We start from the raw sequence: 22,074 nt of genomic DNA on the forward strand, positions 1-22,074 counted from the left end.
AATTCTTAATAAAAAAGTTATTCTATAATTCCTTTTTTCATTTGTTCAACCGCATAATTGACTGCTCTTGCAGTTAATGCCATGTAAGTCAATGATGGATTTTGGGTACCTGTCGACACCATAGAGGCTCCGTCGGTCACAAAAACATTAGGACATTGATGCATTTGGTTCCATTTATTTAAAATGGAGGTTTTAGGATTCAAACCCATCCTCGCTCCTCCCATTTCATGGATATCCAACCCAGGGTTCTGGCCACTGTCATGAGTCAAGATATCTTTTGCTCCGCAAGCCTCTAACATTTCTGCTCCCTGTTGAAAGAAATCATCCCGGGATTTAAAATCATTTTCAGCATATGCTATTGCCGTAATAACCTGTGGGATGCCATATTTATCTGTTTTATCAAGACTTAATCGGATATGGTTTTTTTCTTGTGGAATAGTCTCGCCCTGCATCATCATACCAATTTTCCATCCTCCCAAAGTGCATAACTCATCTTTAAAAGCTCCTCCCACTTGATCTTCTAATTCAACGGCAGAGGATCGACCTCGATGCGCACCGAAAAATGAAGCATATCCTCGTAAAAAATCCATCTCCTGTCTTGCAACATTTCTAAAATTAGGTATGATCGGTTGTGTTGGTCTTCTTCCATAATAATAGCTGTCCTCAAAACCTTCAAAAGTAGCACTAAGTGATCCTAAATAGTTGTGGAAAGCAATATATTTACCCAAAATACCACTATCATTACCAATTCCCTGAGGAAATCTTTTCGAAGTAGAGTTCAACAAAATTTGGTTTGTTGCTATCGTAGAAGCATTTACAAAGATTACTTTAGCATAAAATTCTAGACTTTTATTGGTTTCGGAATCGATGACGCGAACTCCCACTGCTTTCCCTAACTGATCATCATAAATTACAGAATCAACAACAGAATGGGGTCTTAGCGTAAGATTACCTGTTTTCTGAGCCCAAGGTAAGGTTGATGCATTGGAACTAAAATATCCACCAAAAGGACAACCTCGCTGACAGAGATTTCGAGCTTGACATGATGTTCGACCTTGATCGATATGTATCTGTTTTGGTTTGGTGAGATGGGCACATCTTCCGGCAATGACGTAACGGTCAGAATATTTATTTTGGATGTTTCGCTGAATCTCTAATTCCACTTGATTCATCTCCCATGCTGGCAAAAAATCACCGTCTGGCATCGCATCAATTCCATCTAAATTACCTGAAATTCCGACAAATTTCTCCACATAACTATACCAAGGTGCTATATCGGCATAGCGAATAGGCCAATCGACAGCAAAACCATCCCTCGCTGGACCTTCAAAATCATATGCCGACCATCTTTGTGTTTGCTTGGCCCAAGTTAACGATTTACCACCTACTTGATAACCTCTTATCCAATCAAAAGGCTTCTCCTGAATGTAAGGCTGTTCATCATCAGAAGTGAAAAAATGCTTCGCATCTTCTTTGTAAGCATAACATTTTGACGCGATTGGATTTTTTTCTCTTTCTTTTAACGGCAATTGATTGATATGCTCTAATTGCCAAGGATCCATATAAGCGGTAGGGTAATCTTTAATATGTTTGACGTCTCTCCCCCGTTCCAACACTAATGTTTTTAACCCTTTTTCACAGAATTCCTTTGCAGCCCATCCTCCAGAAATTCCAGAGCCAATTACAATAGCATCAAAATAATTATTTTTTTTCATTTATAAATTTAGGTAGTGGTTGATTTTAAAGGTATATAATCTCTACACTATATCCTAAACAAATCCAAATCTAATGAATAAATATAAATCTGTAAATCAGTATAATCTATAAAAAATTCTGTCGCAATAAAAACTTGTAAGTAATACGCCGTTTATATTTCAAGAGAAGATCGTATGATCATGCTCTGTAATGTAATATTATAAAAAATTTAAATCAGAGGTTTTAATTTTTTTTTATTTAATATGGTCCTAATATGTTGCATTACCTAATACCCAACTCCAGTTCTCCTTGGCTGCCTAATAGGCGGCCATACACCCGGTTTGCCGTCACGTCCTACAGGAAGCACACGTTGTTCACGATTGACCAATTGAGGCTCTTCTGAGGCTTTATAAGTCATCACAGCAGTCAGAATAACATTATATTTCAAATCATCAAACACGAGCTTATCATAGGTATCCAAATTGGTATGCCAAGTATTACTGAAATAACCCCAAGATAAAGAGCTCAACATAAATGCAGGAACTCCTGCAGCGACAAATGAAGAGTGATCAGATCCGCCTCCGCCTGGAGATCCAGGAAATTCAGTTTTAATATCTTTGGTAACCGCGTTTGGTACAGCTGCCATCCAACGCGACATAAAGTCATAGGCGTGCACAAAACCAGAGCCGTTGATTCGCTCTACACGACCGGTACCATTATCCAGATTGAAAACTGCCTGCGTATTTTCTACGATTTCAGGATTGTCCAATACAAATGAACGAGAACCATTCAATCCTTGTTCTTCACTTCCCCATAAACCGATTAAAATAGTTCGCTTGGGATTAGGTAAGATTTTTTTTAAAATACGCGCCACTTCCATCATAGCAATAGTTCCAGTTCCATTATCTGTAGCACCAGAGCCACCCTCCCAAGAATCAAGATGCGCAGAAAGGATTACATATTCATTTGGAAACTCAGTTCCTTTAATTTCAGCAATGGTATTAAAGGAGGGCACATTTCCCAAATCTTTTGAAGCTGTTTCAACACTGATCTTGGGTTTAATTCCCTTTTCAGCAAGACGGTATAACATGCCATAATCTTCTAATGAGATATCCAAAGAAGGAACTTTATAGGATCTGGCACCAAATATTTTGTTAGCACCAAATTCTTTTGACCAATTGCTGGTCAGTATTCCTGCTGCCCCTGCCTCTTCTAATAGGGAAGGAATAGTATTAGCTGATACACCAGAAGCTTGAATACGATTGTTCCACAGTACAGTTAAAGAATCTCGAGATCTGTTCATCTTTTCAATAGATTCCTTTGTGCCAAACTCAGCCCAATTATGATCTGGACGACCAGTAGGTTGGGGCATTGAAATCATCACAAACTTTCCCTTAACAGCAGGCAACCAATTTCGAAATGATATAGAATCCTTGACATCTGGTATAGCAATTACTTCCCCTTGTACCGTTTTACCCTTTGTACTAGGGCTCCACGCTAACTGTGTCCCTGCTAGTGACTTCACTCTTGGAGTTACCATATCAATGTGCGAAATACCTCGTTCCCATCCCCTCCATTCTCCAAACTTTTGATTCTTAGCGGAGATACCCCAGCTTTCAAATTTTGCCAATGCCCATTCATTAGCACGGGTCATACCAGGTGTACCCACTAATCGCGGCCCCACCACATCCAACAGTTCAAAAGCAAGTGATTCTAATTGCGAATGATCATTGGCTTCGGTAACAATTTTTTGTACAATAGGCTCTAACACCTGCTTATCTTGTTGAAAACGGCCTTGGGAAAATCCATTTTCCACCAGTACAAAGCTTAAAACTAAGGCACAACATAAGACTCTTTTTGATAAAATATATGTGAAATTACTTCTTTTCATAAAAATTTATTGTGTAGGTTTTATTTAATACGGTTTAATAAAAATCGAAATTTATATTGACAATAGCTAGTTTGCATTCATATTATTACAAAAGCATTAACCATACCCAATACATCAATTTTCCAAAATGTTGAAACAACGATGAAACGGATTTAGCATGATCTCCATATTTTATGGATAAAAAACTACCATTATACTTGCCCCCATCATGATAAATGCCTAAGCAGACTGAGGAATTACAAAAAAAAAGCCTCCGATAAATCGGAGGCTTCCTAATATTTAGATTCTAATATGTTATTAGAATTTTTTGTTCACTTTACGTTCACCTTCAGTTAAGTAAATCTTACGTAAACGGATAGATTGAGGAGTAACCTCGATATACTCGTCACCTTGGATATACTCCATTGATTCTTCTAAAGAGAATTTGATCGCTGGTGCAATACGAGTGTTATCATCTGTACCAGATGCACGCATGTTAGTCAATTGTTTCGCTTTAACGATATTGATTGTTAAATCGTTATCACGGATATGCTCTCCTAAGATTTGTCCTTCATAGATATCCACTCCTGGATCAACGAAGAATTTACCACGATCTTGCAATTTATCGATCGAGTAAGCTGTTGTAGTACCTTTATCTAAAGAGATCAATACACCATGTTGACGTCCAGGGATTGTACCTTTCCAAGGCTCGTAACCTTTCAAACGGTGCGCCATAACAGCTTCACCAGCAGTAGCAGTCAATACGTTGTTACGTAAACCGATGATACCACGAGAAGGGATCTCGAACTCTAAGTGTTGCATTTCACCTTTAGTCTCCATAATCAATAACTCACCTTTACGTTGTGTTACCAATTCAATTACTTTACCAGAAACTTCAGCAGGAACATCAACGACCAATACTTCAATTGGCTCACATTTCTTGCCGTCAATTTCTTTCAAGATAACTTGTGGTTGACCTACTTGCAATTCATAACCTTCGCGACGCATTGTTTCGATCAATACAGATAAATGGAGAATACCACGTCCATATACTAACCAAGCATCAGGAGAATCAGTAGGAACTACGCGTAACGCTAAGTTTTTCTCTAATTCTTTTTGTAAACGATCATGGATGTGACGAGAAGTAACTAATTTACCTTCTTTACCAAAGAAAGGAGAGTTATTAATCGTGAACAACATGTTCATCGTAGGCTCATCGATATGGATAACCTCTAATTGCTCTGGGTTTTCAAAATCAGCAATTGTATCACCGATATCAAAACCTTCGATACCAACTACAGCACAGATATCACCACAAGCAACTTCAGTAACACGACGACGACCTAATCCTTCAAATGTATGTAACTCTTTCACACGAGATTTTACGATTTTACCATCGCGTTTCATCAGTGAAATAGGTTGATTTTCTTTGATTGTTCCACGTGCAACACGACCAATAGCAATACGACCTACGAAAGTAGAGTAATCTAACGATGTGATTTGCATTTGTAACGTTCCTTCGTAAAAAGGAGATGGTGGGAAGTGAGAGATGATTGCATCTAATAATTCAGATACATCTTCTTTTGGCTCTTTCCAATCTGTTGACATCCAACCATTTTTAGAAGAACCGTATAATACTGGAAATGCCAATTGCTCTTCAGTAGCATCTAAGCTAAAGAATAAATCAAATACATTCTCATATACTTCTTCAGGACGACAGTTTTCTTTATCAACTTTATTGACAACAACTAAAGGCTTCAAACCCAATGCTAAAGCTTTTTGTGTAACGAAACGTGTTTGAGGCATAGGGCCTTCAAAAGCATCTACTAATAACACAACACCATCAGCCATTTTCAAGACACGCTCAACCTCACCACCGAAATCGGCGTGACCAGGAGTGTCAATAACGTTGATTTTTACACCTTTGTATTGAACAGAAACGTTTTTAGCAACGATTGTAATACCGCGTTCACGCTCTAGATCATTGTTATCTAGAATTAAATCACCTGTACCATCATTATCTCTAAAAAGATTTGTGAAGTGTAAGATTTTGTCTACCAACGTAGTTTTACCGTGATCGACGTGAGCGATAATCGCTATATTTCTAATATTTTGCATCCAGCAAGTAAATTTGTTTTAAATTCAGGGTGCAAAGATAAGTATTTTGCACCATAAATTCATATAACTATGTGTATTTTATTTGATTACACCTAAATCTTTTCCAACTTTCGTGAATGCAGCTATTGCTTTATCCAAATGACTAAGCTCATGACCTGCTGAAATTTGGACACGAATGCGCGCTTTTCCTTGTGGAACCACTGGGTAATAGAAACCAATTACATAAATTCCTTCAGCCAGCATTCTTGTTGCAAATTTTTGAGCCAATTTTGCATCATACAACATTACAGGGACAATAGGATGGAATCCAGGCTTAATATCAAAACCTGCTGCTGTCATTTTTTCACGGAAATATACCGTATTTGATTCTAATTTATCACGTAAGTCTGTCGTCTCGCTCAACATATCCAATACCGCGACAGAAGCTCCCGCGATCGCTGGTGCTAATGTATTAGAAAATAAATAGGGACGAGAACGCTGACGCAACATATCAATGATTTCTTTACGACCAGATGTAAAACCACCAGATGCTCCACCCAATGCTTTACCCAATGTTCCAGTAATGATATCAACGCGATCAATTACATGGTATAATTCATGAGTTCCACGGCCTGTTTTTCCAACAAAACCAGTACAATGTGATTCATCGATCATCACCAATGCTTCGTACTTATCTGCGAGATCACAGATGTGATCTAAGGGCGCTACTGATCCATCCATAGAAAAGGCACCATCAGTCACAATAATACGATGACGTGCTCCAGAAGCAGCTTGTAATTGCGCTTCCAAATCTGCCATATCTGCATTTTTATAACGGAAACGCTGTGCTTTACATAAACGAACACCATCAATGATTGAAGCATGATTCAATTCATCAGAAATAATCGCATCTTCAGCTCCAAATAATGGCTCAAAAACACCGCCATTAGCATCAAATGCCGCTGCATATAAAATGGTATCTTCTGTTCCTAAAAATTGAGAAATTTTTGCCTCCAACTCTTTGTGAATATCCTGTGTTCCACAAATGAAACGTACTGAAGACATACCATAGCCATGTGAATCAATTGCTCTTTTTGCAGCTTCTGTCACTTTGGGATGTGATGATAATCCTAAATAGTTATTTGCACAAAAATTGATGACATCTTCACCAGTGCTCACTTTAATATCAGCACCTTGGGGCGTAGTAATTACGCGTTCTTCTTTATACAAACCAGCTTCTTTGATAGCTGCTAATTCTTTCTGCAACGCAGGTTGAAGAGTTTTATACATAATAATTCAAAATTTTATACAATAATAAGATTTTAAAAGAGTATTTACTCCACGTATAAATGAAGTTTATGTTATTAATGCCTCAATAGCATGTGAAACCGTTTGCACAAATTTCATTATTCATAACGCAAAGCTTCCACAGGATCTAATTTTGATGCTTTAGAAGCGGGATAATAACCTGAGAGCATTCCAACAAGGATACAGACAGTAAAACCTAATATAATCCAGTTCCATGGAACAATAAAAGAAGCCCCTAATTGTAATGCCAAGACATTCCCTATGACGATACCCAACAGAATACCTGCTGCTCCACCGATCAGGCAGATGACGACCGCTTCGATTAAAAATTGTTTTCGTATCACAGAGGGTGTAGCTCCAATTGCTTTACGTATACCGATCTCACGTGTGCGCTCAGTAACAGATACCAACATAATATTCATCAAACCAATGGAGGCACCTATTAATGTAATCAATGCAATAACTACCGCTCCCATCGTTACAATCACCATATTTTGCAATAAAATCTGGGCAACTGCGTCTGATTTCGTGATCTCAAAATCGGATGCCTGTTTGGCTGTCAATCCTCTAATATTTCGAAAAGCAATGGTCGCCTCTCCGACAGCAGCTTCCAACCGAATAGGATCATTGGCCGATACCGTAATGGTATAAGAAGGGTTCTGCCCACCCATTACTGTCCTTGCTTTTAGCAAAGGAATAAGACAGGCTTTATCGGCACCCATGCCTGCACTAGACCCCTTACTTTTCAATACCCCGATCACCTGGTAGCGAACGCCACCGATCGTCATAAATTCTCCGATGGGGTTGATTGTTCCTTTAAATAATTTTTGATAGATCTCGTCACCAATCATGACGACGGAGCTACCATTATAAACCTCACGATTAGTGAAATTACGACCTAATGCGACACTATATCCAGATGTTTTTAGGTAGGATTCATCTGAACCGATCACACCAATATTAGGATTTGTTTTTTCTGATTTATATTTTGCTGTTGCAGCCCAAGAAACATTGACGCTAATCGAAGTAACCGCATCAAATTTAAATGCCTCTTTAAAACTGGCAGCTTCACGATAGGTAATGGAAGAGTATACCTTTGACTGCTCCCCACTATTACCGATCCGTACATTTAAACCACGGTTTCGGATATTGAAGGAGTTAGAGCCCATTGAAGAAAAAGAATCTGTCAGCGAGGACTTAATGGCGTCTATGGATGTAAGCACGCCAATCAGAGCAGTGATACCGATCGCAATAATGAGTGCCGTCAAAAATGTCCGCAGCTTATTGCTCACAATAGATTGCAAAGCAAGCTTTATATTCTCTGAATAGGACATCTTAACAGCCATAGCAATTGTATTGTTAGTATTTAGATTGCTGAAATTACTGCTATTAAATTAATTATACAATGTTTTTAAAAAATTAAGACCTCAAAAAAGAAAAGCGCCCTTAAAAAGTGACGCTTTTCTTTTTTACCTAAAGTATTAATTAATCTTTTTCCAAGTTTCTGTCCGCCCAAATAAGCTCACCCCAACATAACCACGTATATCGAGCTTATCTGCTCCTTGTAGTGTCATCTTACAGCTATATGTTTTTCCAGATTTTGGATCATAGATTTTACCATCCACAAAAGAATTTCCGTCTTTCGAAAAATTAGTTAAGATTTCCAATCCTTGAATCTGTCTACTTTGTAAGCTTTTTTCAGGATTTTTCACATCCTTTTTGAGATTTCCATGAGCATCATTAGGTTCCTTCAACCAATATAGTTTACCATAATACTTATCACCTTTTTTATAGATTTCGATTCTTCCTTCCCCACTAGGGTTTTGCCATTTACCAATAATAGGATCAGATTGGGCAAAAATTGCTACTGATGTAAAGACCATCATGAGCATCATAATTATTTTTTTCATACTGTCTATATTATAATTGTTTATGTGAATTTACGAAAAATATATTATGCCTGCATAACATAATGAAATTAAATATGATCAGCCTAATATTAGGAAAACATTTTTATAAACTACAATCAATAATCATGATATCCTATTGTTTCTTATTTGGCACCGCATTTGTTATAAATTTGTCAGGAATTAACTAAAATTATAACTATCATGAAATTCATTATTAGCCTACTTATTACAGGTGTAGTGATTGCAATAGCAGCCTACATTTCACCGGGAGTACATGTTGCTAGCTTTCTTTGGGCTATCATTACAGGTCTTGTTATTGGATTTGTTAATGCAACAGTTGGTTCTATTTTAAGATTGTTCACCTTTCCATTAAATTGGTTGACTTTGGGTCTGGTTTCTTTTATCATTACTGTTCTTATGATTTTATTAACCGATTCCCTATTAGGTTCCAAATTTGATGTGTCAGGTTTTTGGACAGCAGCACTCTTTGCTATTGTTGTAGCTGTACTTGAAATGATCATTGGAAATATTTTCCCAAGTAAAGCTGATTAGAAATTAAATGTTTTCAACATACAAAAAGCCAATCGATTACGATTGGCTTTTTGTATTCATATAGGAAGTATTTCATTTTTTATTTAATCTCCCCCATCTAGAAGGTAAAATCACCCGATCACAATCTCTCCGGCTATTCATTAGGAAAATATTTTTTAATCAGAAATACTTAATTCGCGTCCCACCATACCCTATTGGTCAAAACTCCATTGTCTCCCTGGCTCACTACATTTTGGTTATTCGTATTGATCTCTGTTTCAGGATACATAAAACGCAATGGATACCCATTAGGTACTGGAGAAGACACGGAGTTAGGAAAGTTAGGATATCCCAGTCTTCTAAAATCATTCCATGATTGAATGTTATTAATATTATTTAAGGATAACCATTTCTGTGTGATAATACGCTCGATCTTGTTCGTCGCAGACGCATAATTCACATTAGTCTGATTGATATAAGATTGTATATTATAATGAGTAACATTGAATAAATAATTAAACGATGCTTGTATACCACTTTGATACAACTGACTTGCTATACCTGTTATCCAATCTCTTTCAACCGCTTCTGCACGTAAGAAATTAGATTCTGCCAAAGAGATTAGAACAATAGACTGATTGAAAGATTTAATGATTCCAGCGGGTTGATTTCCATTTTCATTTGGTCCTTTTAAAGCTGAAGTATTAACTGCTGCATATTCATCTTTTATCATATTTTCACCGAAAATAACCCCTTTAAAATCTCCATTTATGCTCACATAATTTTGCCCCAATCGCGGATCATTGAACTCTTTATATTTTCCAATAAGATATTGACTAGGACGTATATTCGCATAATTAGCTACAGCCACTCCAGAATTATTACGATAGTAGGTTTCGTAAAATGGATTTATCTTCGAAGCTGTATTCAAGAAACCTGGATTTACACTAGCATCTTCTTCTAAAAAACCAGAACCTTCCTGTACAATTTTAGCGATTTCCTCAGTAATATAGGATGCTTGACTAGCAACTTCAGACTGTCTTAACAACGCTCTTAATTTCAGCGTATTTCCAAATTTTGCCCATTTCGTTTTATTCCCTTTGAATAATACATCATCATTTGCCGGAAGCAAAGACGCAACTTTAATGGATTCTATACCTTGAGTAATCAGATCTATAGATTTTTTGTACACATCTTTTCCAGATTCATAGCTTGGGTGCAAAATCGCAGATCCTTTTAAGGCATCCTCATAAGGCACATTATTATAGAAATCAACAAGGATAAAGAAGTGGTAGCCCATCATAATCTTGGCTATTCCTGAATAAAATTGAGCATCTTCTATTTCCGCTTGTTCTAATATTTCTTTATAATAAAACAGATTATTATATGTCGATTCCCAAACGGCTAATCCATCACGAGTATCTCTAATGGCTGGACCATTATACATTTTAAGAGATCCGAAAGAACTAATTCCTTCATTTGAAGTACCCCAATATCCTCCCCAAAGACCACCGATCAGGTTTAATTGAGTAGCTTCATAGGCAGCTGATGTCACCAATGCCGCAGGAAGTTTGGCATTCAAACTTAAGTTTTCCTTAATTGGTGAATTCGGATTAACATTTACATCTAAAAAATCTTTGCAAGAGGTCGATGCGAATAATAAAAAACTCATCAACCCTATCTTTATCATGTTGTATTTCATTATCGTATTTTTAAAAAGTCATATTAATATTGAATCCCATTGATCGCGAAGTTGGGATTTGTCTAAAACTAGAATAACCGTCCGTTTGATTATACAGTGCTTCGGGATCACCAATTTTATTGGAAGAATGTCTAATGATGAACAAGTTGTTACCAACAAAACCTATACTTGCTTTTTTAAACAATTTTTGTCCTGCTAAAAACTTTGCTGGCAAATCATATCCAACATAAAGCTCTCTTAATTTCAAATAGTCAGCTTTTGCAGCAGTAGTTGTCTGGATATTGCCATAAGCAGTCCACCAAGCTTTGTCACCTTTTGAATATACATCGGTATTGTCCACAATACTTCCATCAGCAAGGCGAATCATCGAATTAGGCATGATAAACGGTTGTCTATCATATTTCACCGTCTCTATATGTGTTCCAGCCGCATACATTCTTGGAAATACTTCTGAGTACATCCAGCTTCCTAATCTTGAATCTATTTGAAAACCTAGAGTAAATGACTGATAAGACAGTTTTGTGGAAAAACCAAAAAGATATGGAGGAACCATCGTACCCAATACAACCTCTTCATCTGAAGGAATAACGTTTCCATCCTTATCTAGCACTATTTTACCATCTTCTTTCAAAAAGTCGGTCATGCGAAGTGTTGGATACTGATGATCCTTTAGAGCATATGCTTGTCTAAAGATGTTAAATTCATCCCCTGCAAATAGATTTTTGGCTTTAGTATCTGTGTAACTAAAATTAAAGCCTAAATCTAACTTCAATTTATCATTTTTAATTACAGTTCCATTGATCATAACTTCGAGAGTTTTATTGATCATTTGTCCTGCATTGACTATGGTAGAATTAAAACCTGTTGCACTTGATATGCCCGCATTAAAAATCTGTCCATCAGAATCGGAATGTGCATAAGCAATATCAGTACTTAATCTATTATTAAAGAATCCAAGTTGAAGTCCGACTTCATAAGACTTTACAAACTCGGGTTTAATTAACAAATTAGGTTCTGAAAGAGAAGGCGTAAATCCAACCAAACTTCCATAGGGAAATCCTGCAGTCTGACTATAGGTTAGATTTAATCTATAAGGATCCAATGTAACGTTGCCCGTCTTATTGTAAGATGAATAAACTCGTCCATAATTTAATACCCTGTTATTCTTCAGACTTTCGATTGCATCTGTAAACACAAAAGAAGAACTTATCCCTGGTGAGAAGTAACTATTATTATTGGGATCGAGAACAGAAACTTTATCATTTCTTCCTGTCAAAGTCAAAAACAAATAATTTTTATAACCCGCGGTAAACTCTCCATATGTTGCCAATGAACGGTATTTTGTTATTGTAGAACCTCCAGTTAACTCTCCAGTTCTAGACCCCTGATTATAGATATCTTCAAACAATAAGTTGGATGCACTTACATTTATCTGTTTTCTGTCGTCCATTCTGACATTTTGACCAACCAATAATTTAGTAGAGAAGTCACCAAAATCCTTATGGAAATTCAATATCAAATCATTATTGAATCTTGTAAATCCAGAATGGGTATCATTCACAGATCCATTGATATTCCTTGTTGCTACGCTTGATGTTAATTTCCGATTTGTCACACGTCCTGGCTCAGACTGGAAATAGAGACCTGTTCTGTAAGTTGCATCAAACCAATCTGCAAATTCATAATTAAATTCTAATTTTGAGTTTAAAGTATGTTGATCCGATGTATTTCTATTATTATCAGCCATGAAAATTGGGTTTCTCGTACTTGCAACTGGGTTGTACCAATTTAAGGGGTGATTTGGAGAACTTGGATCTTCCCAATTTCTAGCGTCTTTATAATCGATGTTTGCAGGCTGAGTATAAGCAGAAAGCCAAGGACCGTCACTTGTTGTATTGTTCTTGAAAAATACATAATTTACATTAAACGATGTATTCAGTCTATTAAAACGACGAGAACCATTAAATCGAGCTCCGGTACGACTGGATTTATCCCCAGGAATAATTCCCTTTATACGAACATCCTGTAAGGACATAAAATATGAACTTTCAGTATCACCACCAGAAAACGATAGATCATTTTGGATTGTAATACCGGTATCAAAAAATCCTAAACGATTATCTTTACTAGGCACTTCATATCGCTTAGTCGGTTGTACACCATTAATCGGAAGACCAAAATCCCGCACTTCACCATTAAATTTATCACCCCAAGATTCATTAGCAACAGGACTATAAATTCCATTCTGTCCTTGACCAAATGTCACTTGAGCTGGTGGCAATAAGAACACGTTGGAGAAAGTTGTGCTATTGCTAAAATTAATTTGACCTCTATCAGATTTTCCCGATTTTGTTGTGATCATAATAGCGCCATTAACACCTTCAGATCCATAAAGTGCAGCAGCATTTGCTCCTTTAAGGACAGTGATATCCTGTATATCATTAGGATTTATGCGAGTTATATCCGGTAGTGGAACACCATCAACCACATATAAAGGGTCATTTTTTGACCGGTTTAAAGAACGTGTACCTCTTAGTCTGATCTGAATTCCCGGATCAGTTTTGCCCGTTGTAAGATCTGTAGCGTTTATACGCAATCCAGCAACCTTACTTGACAATGCTAACAATGGATTCACAACCTTTCCTAAATTAAGATCTTCATTATTGACAGTCTGTGCAGATGTACCCAACTCTCTTGATTGCCTTTTAATCCCAAGTGCTCCTGTAACAACCACTTCCGAGAGCAATGTATTATCCTTCATCAGGTAAATAACTCGATTTGACCAATCTTTATCAATAAAAATTTCTGTTGGCAAATATCCTACATGCGATACAATCAATTTTTGTCCTTGATGTGCAAGAATCCGAAAAGTACCTTGAGAACCAGTAATCACAGCTCCTGATCGATCATTTCCTTTAACCGAAACAGATACACCTCTTATCGGTTCGTCAGTTTGCTGCTCCAAAACACGTCCGACCAATGTAACATGAGTCTGCGCACACAATTCCGACGAATAAGTTATTAGGAGCAGTAAAATTGAAAAGTAATATTTTATCATCCTTGACTTTTTTAGTTAATACATGTAAAAATTTATATCTTTGACTTTAGAACGAGTCTAAATAAAAGATTGTAAAATTAGATTAATTATAAATAGTGGAGTTACGATATCCGAAAAAGAAGCTTAACAATCCGAAATTAACTGATCATAATTTTAATAAACGCACCATAAATCAAGTGAACGGAATAATCTTCTTATACAGTCATATAAATTATGAAGTGAATTTTTTAGCTTTAAGCGATAATTTTTCACGAATCAAAACGGAGAAGAACAGTTCTATTCTTATCATTTCAATTGCTAAAAATAGTACTGTTATCCTGGGTCAACAGGAGGTCGAACTTAAAGAACAACATTCTTGTTTTTATTATTCGCAGGGTGCAGATCTCTATCTGATCGCGCAAGAAAAAGACGCTAAGGTTTTTATATTGACTTTTAAAACTGGATTTCTGCAGCACAGTGAGATTGAGCTCGATCATCAACAAAAGATAGAACAAAGCTTTCGATCTTCATCTATATTAAGAACGTTTAATGCCCCATCGCTATATAGCACCGCGATGGACCTGATCAACTCGCAATTTCCAGATGCTCTTATCCCGACATTTTACAAAGCCAAATCCCTGAACATATTCTGTAAACTAGTTGCATATTTAGAGTTATTATCTGAACCCGGAAATATTCGATTGAGAGTGATCGATATGGAAAAAATAAAAGTCGCCAAAGAATTGATTGAGTCCAATTTGAATCAGAACTTCACGATTCCTCAATTGGCCAGAACTGTCGGCACCAATGAACAATATCTCAAAAAGCATTTTAAGCAATTTTATGGTAAGACTGTATTCAATTTTATTGTCGAATGCAAAATGCATAAGGCTAAACAAATGATTAAAGAAAGAGATCTTAAGATTAGTGCGATCAGTCAGCAGTTGGGTTACAAGCATGCCACCCATTTTACAACAGCTTTTAAAAAATTCTTTGGCTACACACCCAATGCATTAAGATATTTATTTGTAGTTTTCATAGAAAATTATGCGGCAACTAAAGATATTGCCAGCATCTTAATTTAACACAAAATCGTCCTATTAATAAATTAAGATATTTTAATTCTATTGCTTAATAGCACCAAAAAAAAACAGTCGATCCTTAAAATTGAGTTTTTAAGGATCGAGTGCTTATAGATATAAATCTAATTAGAATTCCCATCTTACGAAAGCCTCGATTGCTTCGTAGTTTGCAAGTCCCAATTGATCATATAATTCTGCTGTTTCACTTGTACGGTCTTCTGCACGTACCCAAAATTCGCGAGGATCATCTCCAGGGAAAACTGGAAGATCTTTTTGAGACTGATGTTTAAAAATCGCTAAACGTTTACGGTACACCTCTTGTGGAGATAAAGGTACAGCCATTTCGATTTCATGGATAGGATATTCATGCCAAGCTCCGCGGTATAACCATAACCAACAATCTTTTGTCCACTCATCAGTAGCTTTTAAGCGTCTCAATGCTTCATAAAGAATGTTAAAACAAACTTTATGTGTACCATGTGGGTCTGCAAAGTCACCAGCAGCAAATACTTGATGTGGTTTTACTTGACGTAGCAACTCCATGGTTTGTTGGATATCATCTTCAAAAGAAACATCCTTAGAAAACTTCTGTCTATCGTAGAATGGCAAATCTTGGAAATGAATATTGGCATCTGGTAGACCTACAAAACGAGCTCCAGCAATAGCCTCACCTTTACGAATTAAAGCTTTTATTTTGCGAACAATCTCTGTATCAATTTGATTAGGCTTTTTAGTAGCAAAAATATCGCGGCTTTCTTTATACAAAGCAGCAATTTTAGATGCATCAATACCCATCTCTTTTGCAAAATCTTCTGCAAACTCCAAATAACGAATCACATCATCATCCCAAACAGCAGTATTACCACATGTTTGATACGCAACGTGTACATCATGACCTTGATCCGCTAGACGGATAAAGGTACCACCCATAGAGATCACATCGTCATCTGGATGGGGTGAAAAAACAATTGATGTTTTCTTTGCAGGATTAGCACGTTCAGGTCTTTGCGAATCATCAACATTAGGTTTTCCTCCTGGCCAGCCCGTGATGGTATGCTGTAATTCATTGAAAATGCGAATATTGATATTATAAGCAGGACCTGTTTGAGTCACTAACTTAGCCATACCATGATTGTTATAATCCTCTTCTGTTAATTTCAGGATCGGCTTTTTCACTTCTAAAGATAACCAAACGACTGCTTTTTTTACTAAAACAGGAGTCCACTCAATATCTTCTGCTAACCAAGGCAAATCAAATCTTGTTAACAAAGAAGCCGAATCTGTATCTAAAATGAATTCAACATGATCGGATAATTGCAAGTAAGTTGCGGGAATTTCTGATGAAATTTCACCTTCCACAGCTTTCTTGATGATTTCAGCCTTGTTGCCACTCCAAGCCATTAAAATAATTTCTCTAGCTTTGAAAATAGTACCAACACCCATCGTAATTGCCTTACGTGGTACATTCTCTTTACCTCCAAAATCACGAGAAGCATCACGACGTGTTAAATCATCTAAAGTAACAACACGTGTACCCGAGTTAGGAGCAGATCCCGGTTCATTGAAACCAATGTGACCGGTACGACCAATCCCTAAAATTTGAATATCTAAACCACCTAAATCAGTAATCTTTTGCTCATATGCCTCGCATGCTGCATTGATGAGGTCGGTTGCTAATGTTCCATCAGGAATATTAATATTTGATCGCTCAATGTCAACGTGATCAAATAAATTTTTATTCATGAAGGTCACATAGCTTTGTGCTGCATCCGGTTGCATAGGGTAGTACTCATCTAAGTTAAATGTGATCACATTTTTAAAACTTAGACCTTCCTCTTGATGTAAACGGATTAATTCAGCATAAACTTTAACGGGTGTTGCACCAGTAGCAAGACCTAAAATTGCATTTTCGCCATTTTTTTGCTTATTACGGATAATATCCGCAATTCGCTTTGCAACAACTTTGGAAGCTGTGCTTGGGTCAGGATACACACTTACAGGAACTTTTTCAAAGCGTGTTGCTTCCAATAAATTTAATCTAGCCATTATTAGAATATAGTATTGATAGGGTGAATTACAAATTTATAAAATATTGTAGCTTATCCACCATTTTTTGTAAGATTTTAAAACGTTTATAGCAAAAATGCAAATGCACACGATTGCTAAAACGTTTATATCTTCATTCCTCTAGATATTATTAAGTAAGTCAATTGCTTGTGTGAGTGTTTCTGTTCTTTTAGCAAAACAAATTCTCAAAATATATTGATCCAAATTCGATGTATAAAAAGCAGAAATAGGGATCAGTGCAACTTTGTTTTCAACCACCAATCTTTCGGCATAACTTAAGTCATGCTCAGATGAAATAGCACCATAGTCAACATTTATAAAATAGGTTCCTTCACTCGGTAAAACAGTAAATTTTGAATTTGCTATACCCTTTACCAAGTAATTCCTCTTCTCTTCAAAAAAATGACCCAAATTTAAATAGCGATTCGTTTCTTCCAGATACTTAGCAAGTGCCATTTGCACTGCCCCATTGACACTGAATACATTATATTGATGAATTTTTCTGAATTCTCGTGTTAACTCGACAGGCGCAATGCAGTAACCTACTTTCCAGCCCGTAACATGAAATAATTTCCCAAATGACGCGATCACAAAACTTCTTTCCCGCAATACTGGATAAGCCACTAAAGAAATTGGCGCTCTACCGTCAAATACAAGATGTTCATATACCTCATCACTTAAAATAAATGCATTAGATGAAGTAACAATAGCTGTCAAAGCATCAATATCAGCTCGTTGTAGCTGCCTACCAGTCGGATTATTCGGATTATTAATAATGATCAATTTCGTTTTGCCATTGACTAAACTCTTCACATAATCCCAGTCGATCGCAAAATCTGGCGCTAACAGGGTTATGGGAATTACCTTCCCTCCAAATAATTTAACCGTTGGAGCATAGCAGTCGTAGGCAGGTTCAAAAATCAGTACTTCATCACCTATGTTCACAACTGTAGCAATAGCCGTAAAAATAGCTTGTGTCCCCCCTGATGTGACTGTTATCTCATCATTAACATCGACATGCACCTGATGTGTATTCCAAACTTTTTCTGCTATTTTTTCACGTAACGGTAAAACGCCAGGCATTAGCGCATATTGATTAAATCCTGTATGCATATACGTGTGTACCAAATCAATCAAATCAGGGTCAGTATCGTAATCAGGAAATCCTTGTGCCAAATTTAATGCCCCATATTGTTGTGCTAATGCAGACATTTTACTAAATATGGTCGTACCCACCTCAGGAAGCTTAGATTGAAATTTTGAATTCATAGCTAGTTAGAATAAAATGCTAAAATAGTATTTTGCAACAGTTAATAGACAATTGTAAAATAAATGTATAAAAATATAATATAATCTACCTAATTAATAGATTATATTATATTTGTAATCTAAATTCGTAAATAACAATGAAAAAAATATTTTTATATTTCCTTTTCTGCTTACCATTATTGGTTGTCGCTCAAAAAAAGGAACTCACGAAAGCGGATTACATTGCCCGCGTTAAAGCAAATCCTGATTCCGTTTCCTCATTAATTGATTTGAGAAGAGTTGGTGGTTATACTCCCGAGTATGCAGAATTACAGAATCTGTATAATACACTAGGTAAAAAGGTAAAAAACTCCAAGGATGGCAAAGAGTTTAAAGCATATCTAAAAGCGCTGTCTACGGTAGAAATAGGCAAACAAGCGCCAGCATTCACGCAAAATGATACCACAGGCAATCCCGTGAGCTTATCTGACTTTAAAGGTCAATATGTGCTGTTGGACTTTTGGGCATCTTGGTGTCCTGATTGTCGAGTAGAAAGTCCTGATCTAGTTAAAACGTATGCGGCCTTTAAAGACAAAAATTTTGAGATTTTAGGAATATCCTTTGATAGAGATCGAAACTCGTGGATCAAAGCTATCCATACCGATCAATTACATTGGAAGCATGTCTCCGACTTACAACGTTGGCAAAATAATGTAGGGACATTGTATGGGGTCAAATCTATTCCACAAAATGTTTTAATAGACCCTACAGGAAAAATTATTGCACGAAATCTCCATGGAGAAGACTTAAACAACAAATTGAAACAAGTACTAAAGTAATTTTGATCTATAACATACAAAGGAGCGCTTATGAAGTGCTCCTTTGTATGTTATAACCATATCTCCTGTTCTTATCCAAACAAGGCTCTAAATACATCTTCTAATGTTGCCACAGGGCGAATCGCGATATTATACTTTTTAGGATCCAATCCTTTGGTATTAAACTTCGATATAAAAATACCTTCAAATCCCAGTTTCTCAGCCTCAGCAATGCGTTGCTCGATGCGATTTACGGCACGAATTTCTCCTGAAAGCCCCACTTCTCCCGCAAATGTGATATTCGTTTTTACAGCAATATCCTGTTGTGATGAAATAATAGCAACGATCACAGCCAAATCTATGGCAGGGTCTTCCACACGCAATCCGCCAGCAATATTTAAGAAAACGTCTTGCGCGCTCAACCTAAAACCAAAGCGCTTTTCCAGTACAGCAAGCAACATACTCAATCTTTTGGTATCAAATCCAGTAGAGGTACGCTGTGGGTTTCCAAATGCAGAATTACTGACCAATGCTTGCACTTCGATCATCATAGGGCGTGCACCCTCTAACATGGCCGCAATAGAAACCCCACTAACCGGAGCATCTCGTTGCGAAATCATGATTTCAGAAGGATTAGAAACCTCTCGCAGTCCCGATCCTTGCATTTCATATATCCCTAGTTCGGAGGCAGAACCAAAACGATTTTTCACGGCTCGCAAAATCCGGTATACATGATGTCGATCACCTTCAAATTGCAATACCGTATCGACCATATGTTCCAATACTTTGGGACCTGCGATAGAACCATCTTTAGTAATATGACCAACAATCAAAACAGGCGTACTTGTTTCTTTTGCAAAACGCAGCAACTCAGCAGTACATTCTCGCACTTGAGATACCGACCCGGGGGCAGATTCAATTTGAGAAGAATGTAGCGTCTGAATGGAGTCGATCACAATCACATCGGGCTGTACTACCTCAATCTGTTTAAAGATATTTTGAGTAGAAGTTTCCGTTAAGATATAGCAATTTGCATTTGATGATTGTGACAACCGTTCAGCCCGCATTTTGATCTGTTGCTCACTTTCCTCTCCAGAAATATATAAGGTCTTCACCTGTGGAATAGATAACGCGAGTTGCAACATTAAAGTCGATTTACCGATACCCGGCTCCCCTCCGATCAAGACCAAAGACCCCGGAACAATCCCTCCTCCAAGCACACGGTTAAATTCTTGATCAGGTGTTAAGATACGGGATTCATCTTGATACACGATCTCGTGGATAACGGCAGCTTTATTTGCGCGTTTAGGTGAGGATGTCACCGAAGTACTCCGCCATTCTGGAACTTTTGAACCTGATTTCTCGACAACTTCCTCCACTAAAGAATTCCATTGTTTACATGAAGGACATTGTCCCAGCCATTTTGCAGATTCAAATCCACAACTTTGACAGAAATATGCTGATTTTGTTTTAGCCATTGTACGAATTTACCATTTTTTAAACTTCTACATTTAGGTTATTAAAAATTCTTACCATATTTTGTAACAAGCACCGCGAATTATCGACTCATTAAGTATGAATTTGGAACAAGAGTTTGTTATCCTTTTAGAAAAAAATCAAAATATTATACATAAAATCTGTAAAATATACACAGATCAAGAAGATGTACATAAAGATCTTTTCCAAGAAATAACGATACAGCTATGGCACTCTTATCCCAAATTCAGAGGAGAAGCCAAATTTAGCACATGGGCCTATAGAATTGGATTGAATACAGCCATCTCCCTATTTAGAAACAAGAAAAAAGCGATCAGTATCATACCTTGGGATCAAGCATTAGAAAAGATATCCTATGAAGAATACGACCCCCAAAAAGACGATCAGCTTCGCTATTTATATGAAGCCATACATCATTTAAATGATATTGAAAAAGCACTCGTATACCTCTATCTAGAAGATAAAGATTATACTGAAATTGCTGAGACCTTAGGAATTAGTGAAGTAAATGCACGTGTAAAAATGAATAGGACAAAAACAAAGTTAAAAGAGATTTTAAAAAAGAAAGGAGCTTTATAATGGATGAGTTGGATCAATTTAAAAAACAATGGCAGGAGGATGAAAACTTCATTAAAGTAGATCAGACTGATATTAAAACCATGCTTCACAAAAGCTCTACATCGATCGTCAAATGGATCTTTATGATCAGTCTCATAGAACTGAGCTTAGGCATTATTTTATCTTTGCTATTACCCAGTTCAAATAGAGATGAGTTACCGTTTTTTCATTTTGTAGATTATGCTTCGGAAGTAGTTTTTTATTGCGCAATAGCATATTTTATCTATAACTTCTTTAAATCATATACCAGTATCTCGAGCACCAGTAGCACAAAAAATCTATTAAGTAGGATATTAGAAACACGAAAACATGTTGAAAATTACATTAAATTCAACATCTATTTCATTATGTATTCCTTTTTCATATCATTTGTAGAATTGGCCATACGCAAGATCAATCTAGCTAATCAATGGGGAACAAATTTTTTAAAGGTTATTGCTATTGCTGTATTGATCACCTTAGTAGCATGTTTGTTTATTTCTATTTTTAAATTTTATTACAAAATCGTTTATCGAAGATTACTTAAAAAACTGAATAATAATTATGAAGAACTGACACGTTTAGAACAGGAGTAAAATAAAATATAAGATTTTA

General features: G+C 36.6%; 16 protein-coding genes. 5 read left to right on the top strand and 11 right to left on the bottom strand.

Annotation, left to right across the window (positions count from 1 at the left end; genetic code table 11):
- Positions 1-17 precede the first annotated feature (17 nt).
- From B3P23_RS19075 to B3P23_RS19100, 6 genes are all read right to left on the bottom strand, one after another.
- Positions 18-1,715 carry a GMC oxidoreductase gene (locus B3P23_RS19075; protein ID WP_293928792.1) on the bottom strand — a complete coding sequence of 566 codons (1,698 nt, stop codon included), beginning with the start codon at positions 1,713-1,715 and terminating at the stop codon, positions 18-20.
- Positions 1,716-1,981: 266 nt separating this feature from the next.
- Positions 1,982-3,586, bottom strand: a complete 1,605-nt coding sequence (locus tag B3P23_RS19080; protein WP_281047700.1) for a M20/M25/M40 family metallo-hydrolase — start codon at positions 3,584-3,586, stop codon at positions 1,982-1,984.
- A 297-nt stretch (positions 3,587-3,883) separates the two neighbouring features.
- The gene (gene typA, locus B3P23_RS19085; protein WP_045754744.1) at positions 3,884-5,683 is read right to left on the bottom strand and encodes a translational GTPase TypA; all 1,800 of its coding nucleotides are present in this window, start codon (positions 5,681-5,683) and stop codon (positions 3,884-3,886) included.
- A gap of 78 nt (positions 5,684-5,761) precedes the next feature.
- Positions 5,762-6,952 carry a glycine C-acetyltransferase gene (gene kbl / locus B3P23_RS19090; RefSeq protein WP_293928796.1) on the bottom strand — a complete coding sequence of 397 codons (1,191 nt, stop codon included), beginning with the start codon at positions 6,950-6,952 and terminating at the stop codon, positions 5,762-5,764.
- Positions 6,953-7,068: 116 nt separating this feature from the next.
- A complete protein-coding gene (locus B3P23_RS19095; RefSeq protein ID WP_045754746.1) occupies positions 7,069-8,316 on the bottom strand; it encodes an ABC transporter permease in 1,248 nt (415 codons plus the stop codon).
- A gap of 135 nt (positions 8,317-8,451) precedes the next feature.
- Positions 8,452-8,880, bottom strand: coding sequence for a DUF2147 domain-containing protein (locus tag B3P23_RS19100; protein ID WP_045754747.1), 429 nt, complete (start codon positions 8,878-8,880; stop codon positions 8,452-8,454).
- 201 nt (positions 8,881-9,081) lie between these two features.
- Between B3P23_RS19100 and B3P23_RS19105 the strand changes: the two genes are divergently transcribed.
- A complete protein-coding gene (locus B3P23_RS19105; protein WP_045754748.1) occupies positions 9,082-9,432 on the top strand; it encodes a phage holin family protein in 351 nt (116 codons plus the stop codon).
- A 169-nt stretch (positions 9,433-9,601) separates the two neighbouring features.
- Here the strand turns inward: B3P23_RS19105 and B3P23_RS19110 are convergent, their stop codons facing one another.
- The gene (locus B3P23_RS19110; protein ID WP_260947631.1) at positions 9,602-11,083 is read right to left on the bottom strand and encodes a SusD/RagB family nutrient-binding outer membrane lipoprotein; all 1,482 of its coding nucleotides are present in this window, start codon (positions 11,081-11,083) and stop codon (positions 9,602-9,604) included.
- Between the two features lie 40 nt (positions 11,084-11,123).
- Complete coding sequence (locus B3P23_RS19115; RefSeq protein WP_260947632.1) at positions 11,124-14,171, bottom strand: SusC/RagA family TonB-linked outer membrane protein; 3,048 nt, start codon at positions 14,169-14,171, stop codon at positions 11,124-11,126.
- Between the two features lie 218 nt (positions 14,172-14,389).
- On the opposite strand from B3P23_RS19115, the gene B3P23_RS19120 reads away from it, so the two are divergent.
- Positions 14,390-15,235: a helix-turn-helix domain-containing protein gene (locus B3P23_RS19120; RefSeq protein ID WP_293928802.1), complete on the top strand. Its 846-nt coding sequence runs from the start codon at positions 14,390-14,392 to the stop codon at positions 15,233-15,235.
- Positions 15,236-15,358: 123 nt separating this feature from the next.
- Here B3P23_RS19120 and nagB read toward each other — a convergent pair whose 3' ends face one another.
- Together nagB and B3P23_RS19130 are read right to left on the bottom strand one after the other, a co-directional pair.
- Positions 15,359-17,278: a glucosamine-6-phosphate deaminase gene (gene nagB, locus B3P23_RS19125; protein ID WP_045754751.1), complete on the bottom strand. Its 1,920-nt coding sequence runs from the start codon at positions 17,276-17,278 to the stop codon at positions 15,359-15,361.
- Positions 17,279-17,419: 141 nt separating this feature from the next.
- Positions 17,420-18,568, bottom strand: a complete 1,149-nt coding sequence (locus B3P23_RS19130; RefSeq protein ID WP_293928804.1) for a methionine aminotransferase — start codon at positions 18,566-18,568, stop codon at positions 17,420-17,422.
- 137 nt (positions 18,569-18,705) lie between these two features.
- Here B3P23_RS19130 and B3P23_RS19135 point away from each other — a divergent pair, with 137 nt between their 5' ends.
- Positions 18,706-19,386, top strand: a complete 681-nt coding sequence (locus tag B3P23_RS19135) for a peroxiredoxin family protein (RefSeq protein WP_293928806.1) — start codon at positions 18,706-18,708, stop codon at positions 19,384-19,386.
- A gap of 71 nt (positions 19,387-19,457) precedes the next feature.
- Here the strand turns inward: B3P23_RS19135 and radA are convergent, their stop codons facing one another.
- Positions 19,458-20,843: a DNA repair protein RadA gene (gene radA, locus B3P23_RS19140; protein WP_045754754.1), complete on the bottom strand. Its 1,386-nt coding sequence runs from the start codon at positions 20,841-20,843 to the stop codon at positions 19,458-19,460.
- A 97-nt stretch (positions 20,844-20,940) separates the two neighbouring features.
- Between radA and B3P23_RS19145 the strand changes: the two genes are divergently transcribed.
- Together B3P23_RS19145 and B3P23_RS19150 are read left to right on the top strand one after the other, a co-directional pair.
- Positions 20,941-21,441 (top strand): RNA polymerase sigma factor, encoded by a 501-nt coding sequence (locus tag B3P23_RS19145; protein WP_045754755.1) that lies wholly within the window; start codon positions 20,941-20,943, stop codon positions 21,439-21,441.
- Positions 21,441-22,055 (top strand): hypothetical protein, encoded by a 615-nt coding sequence (locus B3P23_RS19150; protein ID WP_293928809.1) that lies wholly within the window; start codon positions 21,441-21,443, stop codon positions 22,053-22,055. The genes B3P23_RS19145 and B3P23_RS19150 overlap by 1 nt, the downstream gene beginning before the upstream one ends.
- Positions 22,056-22,074: the final 19 nt, after the last annotated feature.

This window comes from Sphingobacterium sp. UBA6320 (assembly GCF_002440335.1).
Classification (GTDB): Bacteria; Bacteroidota; Bacteroidia; order Sphingobacteriales; family Sphingobacteriaceae; genus Sphingobacterium.